Origin of the sequence: Effusibacillus consociatus, assembly GCF_042652925.1 — a bacterium.
GTDB classification, from domain to species: Bacteria; Bacillota; Bacilli; order Tumebacillales; family Effusibacillaceae; genus Effusibacillus; species Effusibacillus consociatus.
The window spans coordinates 40,077-51,947 of sequence record NZ_JBHSHC010000052.1 but is presented as its reverse complement, the minus strand read 5'-3'; the positions used below and the strand labels follow the sequence as shown (position 1 = coordinate 51,947).

Here is an 11,871-nt window from a genome sequence, read left to right as displayed (position 1 = left end):
AAATCCATTCTTTCTCCTCTGGAGACGGAGATTATATTAATTCAAGAATAGGCAGAAAATGTTCTCCTTCGATCAATCCCGCCCTGATCATTTCATACCTGTGAGTGCACAAAGCGGAGTCTGAAGCCAGAATGAAAAAGTTCTTGCTGAAATCGAGTGTCAACAGATGGCTGAACTCGACAATCGAATCAATCCTATCTTTAAGCCCCGGAAATGCTTTCAGAAACATTTCCATTAATCTGCCCGTGCCGATGACGCAAATCTTTTTTCCGCTCAGCTTGAGCTTGTCTGCCAACTGATAGATTTGGTAGTTAAAAGCCAGCCCGTATTCAAAGAAATCGCGATAAGGTTTGCTGAAATGCTGCCTGCCCATATAATCGATGATTTCTCCAGGCGTCTTCCGGTAAATCAATCGATCAAGAAGCAATTGCAGCACCCGTTCCCGGTCTTCCCCCTTAAACTCGTGAAGGTGGGGGTCGGTCTTCAGCAGGTCCAGGATTCCCTGGATCGCCAGATGATAGTTTTCGTTTAGGATGGCATCCTTTATTTTGCTCATTAGTGACATATGGAGAAATGAACTTAAAATCGCCTTCATCCCGCCCGACAACTGATCTGAAAAAGGCAATTCCCGCAAAGCGCGAAACCGCATGAATTCCCAGCCGTTCATCTTGGCCGCGGCCCCCGTATCATTGTCTCCGTAGAAGCGATGTTCGACCAATAAGTCGGAGACTGCGCAGGAATCGAAATAATAAACCAGTTTCATAACCAAATCCACATCGCCAATCGGGGAATCGATGGACAATCCGGTATATGACAGGGCATCCCCGCGGATCATCCATTCGCTCGGCAATCCGAAAGAATGGATATTCATCGCCTGTCGGACAGTGCTGAAACCTTTCGGCCGCAATAGGTCAAACGGTACGGTCAACACATGGGATTCGCCAAACCGGTATCCGCAGGTAATCAAGGCTGCCTGGGGGTGTTTCGAAGCGGCGTGGTACATCTTTTGCAAAGCATCGTCGGCAATAAATACATCATCGGAATGCAGAAACTTGATATATTTCCCCTTGAACTCCATCATGCAGCGATTCGCATTCCTCGCCGCTCCCACATTCCAGTCGTTGCGCAGAAACCGGATCCGGTTATCCTGAAATGAAGTGATGATTTCTTCCGTATCGTCATCCGAATGATTGTCGATCACGATGATTTCAAAGTCCCCGAAGGTTTGTTTCAGAATGCTGTTCAGTGTATCCCCGATATGCATTGCCCTGTTATATGTCGGTATACAAACGGAAATCATTGGGTTTTCCATCTCAATCCGTCTCCTCAGAGAAGTTGATAGCTTCAGAGATCTTCCAACGCCGGCAGAAAATGTTCTCCTTCAATCAGTCCGTTTCTGATCAGTTCATATCTGTGAAACCGCACATAATCGTCAGAAGCGATAATCACAAAAGTATCGTGAAAATTAAGTGTTGCATCTTTTGTAACAGGTATCCCTTCCAGCAACTGCAGATCGGTGCCAGTGTCCACGATAGATGCAATGCGGTTTTTAAGCTCCGGAAAACATTGCAATATGACTTTTGTCAAATATCCTGTACCGACGACCGCTATTTTTTTGGAAGTTTCTTTCAGTTTCTGGTCCAGGCGATATAATTGATAATTCAGGCCGAAACCATACTGAAACAAATCGGCATAGGGTCTGCTGAATTGTTGGGTACCCATGAAATCGATGATTTCGTTGGGTTTCCTGCGATGCACCAATTGATCCAGCAGCAGTTCCAGCACTTTTTCCCGATCCTCTCCGTAAAAGAATGGAAGATGAGGATCCGCCTTCAGTATGTCGAGCGCGCTCTGAAGTGCGTGATGGTAAGCTTCGCCGATAATAAAAGTCCGAATCCGGCTCATCAATTTGATTTGGAGAAAGGAACTTAACACAGCCTTCTGTTCACTTGACAGCCGGGAATAAAACGGCAATTGTTCGAGCACCCGAAACCGCATGAATTCCCATCTGTTCATCGTTTCACCCATAGAGGAAGACCCGCCTCCGGCCTCGCCCCGATGTTCGACCAAAGGTTCCGAAATCGCGTACAAATCAAAATAATAGGCCATTTTCATAACCAGATCAGCATGACAAATCGGTGAATCAATGAACAAGCCCGTATAAGGAAATGTATCTTTTTTGATCATCCAAACGCTTGGCAATCCAAACATATGGATGTTCATCACTTCCCTTACCGTACTGAAACCTTTACGCCGCAGCAAGTCAAAGGGAAGCGAAAAGGGAGTTGACCCGTCGGGATGCCTGTATCCGCATGCAATGATGGCGGCATCAGGATAATTGCGGGTGGCTTCCACCATTTTTTCCAGAGCATCGGTACCTGTAAAAACATCTCCCGAATTAAGGATTTTGATATAGTTTCCTCGCGACTCCAACACGCAGCGGTTAAGATTCTTCGCCGCCCCGATATTCCATTCATTACGGACAAACCGGATCCGTTGATCCTGAAATGTTCCGATCACCTCTTCCATATTGTCTTCAGAGTGATTATCGACAACCACAATTTCATAATCCTGATAGGTTTGGCTAAGGATACTGTTCAAAGTTTCCCCTAAGGATGCTGCCCTGTTGTAATTGGGAATGCAAACCGACAGAAAAGGATGTTTCACCCCAATCCCCCCCGGTCGGACCCATACAACCCCATTTCCCGAAAGATCTGATCAAACCGCCTGTTGTACGAATGATCCCGAACAGCCCTGTTGTAACCGGCTTCCGCGATCCGGTCCCGTTCTTCTTCGTGCGTAAGGTAATACCGGATTTTCTCGATCAATTCCGATTGATCCCGATACGTGACCACTTCTTTTCCGAACTCATAATATTCAGATAATTCATCGTTATACCCCGTCATTAACAATCCGCCACATCCGGGAACCTCAAAATCTCTGGCTTTGATTTGCAGAATATCTGCCACTGAAGCCTTGCTGAAATTCAAATTGATCTTCGTCTGATTAAAGATTCGGACCATTTCACCGATCGATACCCGTCCCGTCGCCCATCCGGCTCCCCAAACATGAACATTGAATCCCGCATCGACCAATGCTTGCAGCATTTCCACACGATTGCCGTGAGGCATTCCAATAAAGGTCACATCATAGATTTTGGGCAGGTTCAACTTTTGATGAATCGCGGGATTGCAGCCCCACTGGGATTTGATCACGTTCGAATACCCGGCCTGATGATAAACAGGGACTGCCGCAGCGCTGGTTGTCACCATCCAGTTGAAATGTGGGGCCCACGCCAGGGTATAACCCAATCGCCAATGGTCGTCAGCACACCAGTTAAACGTTATGGTATCCGTGTTAAAGCTGATCTGATGGATGACTTCCGGATCCAGTTGATTCTCGGAAAGACTGACAAACATACAATCAGGTTTTTCCTTGATTGCGGTCTGAAGCAGCATTTCATTCATTTTCTCCCGGCCATATTCCGCCATTAACACATCATAATGAAAAGGAACCAACTGATGTCCCATCCGATGCAGCGTATCATAGGCAATCAGTTCCAATCCGTAGCCCCGCCGGGGATCCCCGTAATCATACAACATATTCACAAAAAGGATTTTTAAACGAGTCAATCCGGTCACTCTCCCGCTCTTGTGTCATAACATTCCCGCTTGTTTGAGTTGACTCATCTTTTCTTGTAAAAATATCGATTCCGGAAAACGGAGCAGCCCCAGTTCCAGCACTTCTTTGACGATTTGAAACCTGCCAATCGCCAAACCATGATAGACATGGAAAGAGGTCACTCCCTCAAAACTGTTGTAGTGTGGAGGAGTACTGCCCAACTGAAGGCAAGTTTGCAAACTCTCAGCCGATTCCAGCCAATTGCCTTGCGCAAGAAAACAGATTCCAAGAAAATAGTGCAGATCGGGAAAATCCGGAAACAGTTCAATTCCCTTTCGCAGCCACCGTTCCGATTTTTTATACTGTTTCTCCATCAAATAACATTGGGCGATCTTGCAAATCGCATCGGGAGTTTGCGGCTGTGCAGCCGTCCATTGCTGCAATGAAAAATCGAGATGTTCAGCCGCTTTCCCGTATTGCTCCTGCTGCATCAGCTCAACCGCGAGACAGTAATGGTAAAAAGGGTTTTCAGGTTCTGATTGAAGCTGTTTTTGAATGATCGCCAGGTTCCTTTGCAGCTTGTGTTTCTCCCGCATCACGCTGTCCAGATACCCTTCGTGACGGATTACCACATCAGCGATTTCCAGCCGTTTTCCGGCAACCCAAAACTTTCCGGGCGGAATTTGTTCATGAATCGCTCCCTCAAATCGGTACTCCCGCTTGTTTCTGAAAAAGGAAAGCCGTCGGTCAACAACTGTATAAGACTCGTCGATCCCGCTTTTCACCGTCAAAAAATATCCGTCAATTTCCGGATTCGAAACCAAATCCGACAATCGCCCCTTCCCCTCCGGATCCAGCCGTTCATCCGCATCCAACATCAATATCCATTCGCAGGACGCTTTTTCAAGCGCAAAGTTTCTGGCATCAGCAAAATTCCCGTTCCATGCGAAATGGAGCACTTGAGCTCCCATCTCTTGTGCGATCTTGACGGTTCCATCTTCCGACCCCGTATCCACAACAATCATTTCCTCCACGATCCCCTGTACACTCTGCAAAGCCCCTGCCAGATATTTCTCCTCATTTTTTACAATCATGCAAAGACTGATGCGGTTTTGCTTGATTCTCTTCAGAGATTCAAGATAATAGCCATACGAGATTTGGGACATCCCAATCATCGCCCGTAAATGGCAAGAAGATTGAGCCAGCACTTGCTGAAACCATCGTTGGGCCTCATGATAGGATCCTGATGCCAGATAAATTTCACCGTGCAGACATGCAATCTCAAGATTGGAGCGTTCCTCTTCCCCTATTTTTTCCAACCAGAGTGCCGCTTCCGAAATCTTTTGCTGTTTGTGCAGGAGATTGATAAATTCCACAAGCCGTCCCGTTTGCTGCAACCGGTCGGGAAAATGGATCCTGATCTTGGCCACCCAGTCGATTTTATCAAGCAATACAAAGAGTTCCAGCAGACTAATGATCGCATTTTCCCCAAGATGATCGATTTCCGAAAAGAGCTTTTTCGGCAGCTCCACTTCTCCTGCTACTAAGATCTCATTGACCGTCAAACAAACCTCGAGTTCGTAAGCTGGAAATCGGTTTTCCCGCAAAAGCCCTTTCAGAATTGTTTCAGCCCGGTCAAAGTTTTGTTTCAACCAGCAATGGATGCACTTGAAAAAAGATGCCCGCAAAAATTTGGGGCTGTCAGGAGGAATCGAATCAAAGAGACGTATGGCCTGTTCGTAACCACCGGAAAACATCAAGCAACTGGCTCGCAAAAGAACGATTTCATCATCCGCCGGAGAACCTGTTTTTTCAAATTGGTCGACATAATGCAGAGCAAGCTGATATTCGCCTGCGTTAACGAATGCTTCCGCAAAATACCGGTTCGCCACCGGAACGTTCATGTCAAAACGCTCACGAAGAAAGGAGATTACTTCCGCCCGGGAGCGATCCTTCACCAGCACTTCGGCCAAAGCATGAACAGCCGGCACATAAGCTGTATTGCACCTTAATGATTCAAGATACGCCTTTATCGCCGCTTCGTTGTTTCCAATTCGCGAGTGGAGGTACCCGATGCGATAATAAGCGGTGTAAGTTCCAACACCGGAAAGCGAACTGTACACATACGGGGTTTCTCCCTGTTCAATGCATCCCTGATAGGTTTCAATCGCTTGCGGGAGATTGCCCTGCCGTTCCAAACATTCCCCTTTCAAAAAAATCAGGTCCGTATAATCCGGATACATCTCCCGAGCCGACTCAATTTCCGTATGGACTTGCAAGAACCTTCCCAGTTCCTGCAGTGCAATGATTTTTTTCTTCAGCATTTCCGACGGCGGTTTCAACCCGGCTGCCTCATATAATTCTTGCGATTTCTCGAAGTGTTTCAACGCTTGGTCATGGTCACCGGCACGGAGATCTTCCGTTGCAAGATAGAAATAATTCAGGGCAGTCGGATGGTCATCCAATTCTTGTTCCAAGAGCATTCGATTCCGTCTGATCTTCTGTTTACTCTCGATTTCCTTGTTTAAATAACCGTAATGATTTACTCGGATTTCTCTGAAAGCCGTTACGGCTCCCCGTAAATTCAATGTTTCATGGATTCTCCCGGAGAATCGGAACTGCGGGCGATTTCGGATGAGCCTTGGTTGCGGCATCCGAATATACAACCCTTTCACTTCGCCATAAAAACTCAGAGTGTCGAAATAGAAGCAATCGACATCCGGTTCTTGCAGCAGTTCCCGAATCTTGTGACAGTCTTCCGGGTGGATTTCATCATCCGCGTCCAATAACAGCAACCAATCTCCGCTTGCCTGTTCAATCGCAAAATTTTTTGCCGCGCTGAAGTCATCCCGCCAAGGGAAAAATGTCACCCTAGCTCCCAGCGACTTGGCGATTTCCGCCGTTTTATCAACAGACCCCGTATCAACCACAATCAACTCGTCTACAGCTTCCTTGACACTGTTCAAAGCCCTGGCGATATTATGTTCTTCGTCTCTGGCGATCATGACCACACTGATTGTTTGACCATTATCCCCCAACATTTCGGATCGCCTCCTCAATCTTCTCCTTTTCTTTCTGCAAGAATGGAACATTCGGAAAGAGGCGAATCCCCTGATCGATGACATCCTTTGCGTCTTCCAAAAATAAAAGGGCAAGCCGTCCATACAGCTTTTCATCCGCGTTTAAGTTGTGCATGATCTCTGCCGCCTGATCCCGTTCATTCAGATACATATTAGCGGCGCATAACTGTAACTGGGCCTCAACATAGAAAGGGCTTGTGACCGGAACTTGCTGCAAAACCTGAATCGCTTCCCTGTATTGTCCGCGCTTCCGGTAACAACCGCCCAAAAGATAGCGAAACTGGAAGCTGGGATCATCCTCTTGCAGCTCTTTGATATATTTCTCAGTTGCCTCATACTGCCGCAAGCTGAGGAAAATATCCGCTATAACAGGATATTTCTCCCGATTGGGAAAAGGCATGATTGCTTCCAGGTATTGCTGGATGGCGTGAATTGGTTGAAGCTGCAGCAGATGACCGGTGATATGATAGAGGGGCTGGATATGTTGGGGAAACATTTTGTAAGATTTCTCGTAAGCTTCGAGCGATTGCTGAATGTTTCCGATCTTCTCATAAACCTGTCCGAGGGCATAGTAGGATTTGTAGCCGCCCATTCCCTTCATCACTACATATTTCGTTTCCGGCGGATCTCCCATGCGGATGCATTTCGAAAAAGCGGCAACAGCATCAAGATTCTCCCCCTGCTCAAAGTGAACCACCCCGCGCAGGTAAACAAGGTCTGTATAGTCAGGATACCAGCCGATTCCCTTCTCCAGAATCGACTTCGCTTCGTTCCATCTTCGCATTTCCATCAATGTGATCGCATAAGCTTGCACACACCGGGGAGCCCAGGGCATTGCGAGATCGAGATATTTCATCGCTTCCGCAAACTGCAAAACCGCTTCTTCCCGATTGTTCTGCCGCCGGTATTCAATCCCCATATAATACCGCAGATACCCATTTTCCGGATCCTGCCGAATCGCCTTAAGGGTCAATTCCCGATTCCGTTCCTCTTTCTTCTTCGGATCCGATATTTCTTTCAAGTATCCGTAATGTTTGATCCGAACCGGAGCATGCCGGATCACCGCTTTCGGATGAGCGGACAAAATGGACGGGACAATCTGTTCATGAATGACTCCCTCGAACCTATACATCGGACGGTTGCGGAACAGACGGACAAAAGAGGAAATTTCTTCTTCCACCAGATTTCTGTCATTCACAAGATTCACAATCTGCAGGATATAGGCTTCTGTATCCCGGTTTTTTAAAAGCTTGCGAAGTTTTGCCTTATCCTCCTGATATAATTCCTCATCTCCGTCCAGCCGCAGGATCCACTCTCCTTTCGCTTCCCGCAAAGCCCGGTTGAGAGGTTTTGAAAAATCGTTCTGCCACGGTTCGTCAACAACAATGGCGCCCGCCTGCCGGGCAATCTCTTTCGTCCTGTCTGTTGAACCGGTATCCACCACAATGATTTCATCCACCAGCCCCTGCACGCTCTGAAGGCAGCGCGGCAATAACAATTCTTCATTTTTCACCACCATGCAAAGGGTTAACAGAGGCTTATTCCTTGCCAAACTTCATCACCTCCCGGATCTTTGCCAATTGGCCGATTAATTTTTGATCATGACTTTTTTGTGTTCCTTCTTCCAGGGTATAAGCCGCTTCCTGCAGAAAAACTTCCGCCAATTCCCTGTACAGCGATGCGTCCCCATCGATTCGCAGGACTTTTTTTGCTTTGTCCTGTTCCCCCAGAAACCAATAAGCAGACGCCAGCATCAATCTTGATTCCCGGTAAAGCGCGGAATCCCGCGGAATCTTTTGCAGACGATTCACAGCTTCCTCATAATTGCTCAACTGCATGAAGTAACCGGCCGAGAGAAACAACAGATCGATCCTTGCAGGCTCCAACGCCAATATCCGATCCAGATAGGCAAGGACCGACTGCGTTTCACCCAATTGAGAAAAAACGTCCTTCAAAAAGAGCAGGTTTTCCGTTGAATCGGGAGGAATCCACTGCTCAAAAAGCTTCTGCACCTTCTCCACAGCCACAGTTTTTAACATCAATGACCCGATCCGCACATAGGGTTCTTTCCATTGACGATTGGCAACAATAGTATTCATATACTCTTCTATCGCTTTGACATGATTGCCCTTTTGCTCATAAACTCTTGCCAGTGCAAAGTGCAGTTGACTGTTCTCAATCTCTTGATGGACAGCGAACGTATTGGTTTCTTTTTCGATTTGCAGACATTGCTGATAGGCTCCGATCGCACGGTCCCACTTGCCTTCCCGCTCTAACCATTTTCCCTGAAGGTAATACAGGTCCTGATAATGCGGATATTTTGTGATTCCTTCCAACAAAATCGAATAAGCTTCCTCTTTCTTTCCCAGACCATCGAGGCCGATCATTAACAGTTTATAGATGCGGGGGGTCCACATGGCATCCGGATGGCTTTTTTCCTTCGAGATCAACAGGTGCTTTACCGCTTCCTCCAGGCTTTGCCTGTCGGGGTTTGCTCTGCCAAGGTACGCTTGTGCGGCGCAATATCTGAGATACCCGTCATAGGGACGGCGGCTTACCTCGGCGAGAGCCATCTCAAGGTTTCGTTCTTCCTTTTTCTTCTTCTTCATGACTTCCGAAGTGTAGCCGTGATGTACGATTCGAAGGCCCGACCGGTGAAACTGCGCATGCGGATTTGCGCTGAGGATCGAGGAAGCGATCTGTTCATGAAAGGAACCGACAAAATAATGCTGGGGATCGCTGCGGAACAAACGGAGTGCCAAGGCTCTCTCTGTCTCATGGTCCATTTTGTTTTCAATGACCATGAAGAAACCTGACGCCTCCGTATTTGTTAAAAGAGTACGGACAAATCCCCGGTCGTCAGGATGAATCTCTTCATCGGCATCCAGAAACAAAATCCACTTCCCCCGCGCCTTTTCGAGAGAGACATTTCTTGCCCTGGAAAAATCATGATCCCATCGGTAATTGTAAACTTTGGCTCCCATTGATTTCGCGATTTCAACCGTTCGATCAGTTGAACCGGTGTCGACTACAATAATCTCTTCCACCACCCCTTGCACACTATTCAGGCAGCGAGAGAGCATTTCTTCCTCATCTTTGACGATCATGCATAAACTTAAGAGTGCTTCCTGTTCCATCAGTGCGGTAACTCCTTCACCCGGTTATAAAAGTCTTTCATTTTCTCATCTGCCGGATAACGCCGTTTTCCAAGCGCAGCCGCTTCACGAGCCCACTCGATGAGAATTGCTGAATAGTGAAGGTAATTCGGAGCGGAAAAAACTGTTTTTCCCAGACAGCTCTGCAGCAACGTGGCCGCTTCATGATCCCGCTTCTGTTCCCGTTTGCTTTCCGCCAATAAGGCAACCAACTCTTCACTGGCACCGTGATGTTTGAGAGCGAGAGTCAAAAAATGATCCGCTAGTCCAAAACGTTTATGCAAATAAAACAGCTTTCCGACGGAGGAATAAAAACGGCTGTGTTGTTCCAGCAAAGGAACTAACCGGTCCACCAACTGATCTTTCTTTAAAAAGAGAAAACAGGTTACGATTTCGCTTGCATGTTCCATCGGTTGGTAATTCGGCAGGGACCAAGCGGGTAACTCTCCGTTTCCGCCTGACAAAACTTGATGAATCGACCGGTACAGGGCAGCCGACTCGGAAGGGTCACGCTTTTCCATTCGAACCAGATATTCTTCTGCCTGCAGCCAGTCTTCAAGCGTCCAACTTGCCTGGCATGCCCTTCTCAGTGCGGAAAGGTACAGGGAGCTTTGTTCCGGAATTTTCGTCAAATAAAAAACAGCGTTTTCCGGGTCCCCATTCATCAAGTGGCAATTGGCCAACAAAAAAATAGTTTCATCTCTTTGCGGAAATTGATGACAAGCCTTTTCCGAATACTCTTGCGCCTTCCGATATAATCCTTCCGCATAAAAAATGTCCCCTAACAGTTGGAGATGCTCGCCGTTATTTGGAGATAACCATTTCTCCAGCACATCTTGTATTTCGTGACCCCCTCGATGACGATGAACCAGATGGGCGATCCGATAGAGAGGTTTGGTAAACCGTCTGTTTGCTTCATAAGCTTTTTCATAATGGCGAATGGCCTCTTGAATGTCTCCTGTTTCCTCACTGACATTGGCCAGGGCAAACCAAGCCTGATAATCTCCGATTCCGGGTTCCTCCGCATACTCTCCCGGCTGGCTGTTCATTCGAATGCAATGCCCAAAGATTTCTCTTGCCGCTTCATATTCTGCCTTTCGAAACAGGATCTTTGCTTTTAAAAAGTGTAAATCAATGTACCGGGAATGTTTCTTTAGTCCTTCGGCCAAACAATCCAAGGCTTCTGCTTGTTGTCCCTTTTCATGCAAATGTCGCGATCTCCATTTATAAACCAGCGCGTCATATCGCTTCGGCAGTTGGCTGCGCAGGATCAGCTGCCGCCAGATTGACTCCGCTTCTTCCATCGCTCCGCTTTTCGCCAACCAGGCAGACAGGTGAAACGAATAGAAAGGGTCTGTTGACATCGAGTCGGATTCTCTTTTTAAACCTTCCAAAATTAGGGGAGGTGTGTTCGGTTCCTGCTCTTCTTTTCGAATCAGCTTCAGATCCGTCAAGGTTGCCATTTTTTCCAATTCAAGCGGCAATCGGACAACGGTGCTTCCTTGATACCGATAGTGATCACGATTTCTGAACAGCCGCAATTCAAAAGGCACATCATATGGATCTGCCTGATGCCTCGTGCACGGGACATGAAATGATTCCTGATCCATTCGATTGACCAACATTTGAATCTTATATTTCTCTTCGTCAGCAATCTCCTCATCCGGATCCAGCCGCAGAATCCAAATCCCGCTTGCTTGCTCCAATCCCCTGTTCAGTGCATCGGATAGCGAAAGTTCGGAAGTGAAAGAGACTGTGATGACTTCATCAACCAAAGGTCGGTATTGTTCCAGAAACATTGAGAGAGAGTCGTTATCGATCGGTTTTTCGATCAGACTCACAAGGGATAATTGGCAGTTCACCCGGAATCCCTCCGTTCTTGTCTGCCTTATTTATATGTAAAGCTCTAACCGGCTTGTTACAAAAATGGTCACAGGGAAGAAAAATTAGGTGTACGCATATTCTTGATTGATTATGCTGAAGCCCTTGCAAAAGTAGAACTATTGACATTAGAT

General features: G+C 47.1%; 7 protein-coding genes. All 7 read right to left on the bottom strand.

The genetic code is table 11. The annotated features are described in order from the left end of the window. Positions 1-31 precede the first annotated feature (31 nt). Genes ACFO8Q_RS07780 through ACFO8Q_RS07750 form a run of 7 tightly spaced genes read right to left on the bottom strand, consistent with a single transcriptional unit; the run spans position 32 to position 11,718 of the window. Positions 32-1,312: a glycosyltransferase family 2 protein gene (locus ACFO8Q_RS07780; protein WP_380025199.1), complete on the bottom strand. Its 1,281-nt coding sequence runs from the start codon at positions 1,310-1,312 to the stop codon at positions 32-34. Positions 1,313-1,344: 32 nt separating this feature from the next. Beyond that, complete coding sequence (locus ACFO8Q_RS07775; RefSeq protein WP_380025198.1) at positions 1,345-2,667, bottom strand: glycosyltransferase family 2 protein; 1,323 nt, start codon at positions 2,665-2,667, stop codon at positions 1,345-1,347. Continuing rightward, positions 2,664-3,632 carry a CgeB family protein gene (locus ACFO8Q_RS07770; protein ID WP_380025197.1) on the bottom strand — a complete coding sequence of 323 codons (969 nt, stop codon included), beginning with the start codon at positions 3,630-3,632 and terminating at the stop codon, positions 2,664-2,666. Before ACFO8Q_RS07770 ends, ACFO8Q_RS07775 begins: the two co-directional genes overlap by 4 nt. Positions 3,633-3,656: 24 nt before the next feature. Beyond that, on the bottom strand, positions 3,657-6,662 hold the full coding sequence (locus tag ACFO8Q_RS07765) for a glycosyltransferase (RefSeq protein ID WP_380025196.1): 3,006 nt from the start codon (positions 6,660-6,662) through the stop codon (positions 3,657-3,659). After that, a complete protein-coding gene (locus tag ACFO8Q_RS07760) occupies positions 6,649-8,253 on the bottom strand; it encodes a glycosyltransferase (RefSeq protein WP_380025195.1) in 1,605 nt (534 codons plus the stop codon). The genes ACFO8Q_RS07765 and ACFO8Q_RS07760 overlap by 14 nt, the downstream gene beginning before the upstream one ends. Then, positions 8,240-9,838 carry a glycosyltransferase gene (locus ACFO8Q_RS07755; protein WP_380025194.1) on the bottom strand — a complete coding sequence of 533 codons (1,599 nt, stop codon included), beginning with the start codon at positions 9,836-9,838 and terminating at the stop codon, positions 8,240-8,242. The genes ACFO8Q_RS07760 and ACFO8Q_RS07755 overlap by 14 nt, the downstream gene beginning before the upstream one ends. Next, on the bottom strand, positions 9,838-11,718 hold the full coding sequence (locus ACFO8Q_RS07750) for a tetratricopeptide repeat-containing glycosyltransferase (RefSeq protein ID WP_380025193.1): 1,881 nt from the start codon (positions 11,716-11,718) through the stop codon (positions 9,838-9,840). The genes ACFO8Q_RS07755 and ACFO8Q_RS07750 overlap by 1 nt, the downstream gene beginning before the upstream one ends. Positions 11,719-11,871: the final 153 nt, after the last annotated feature.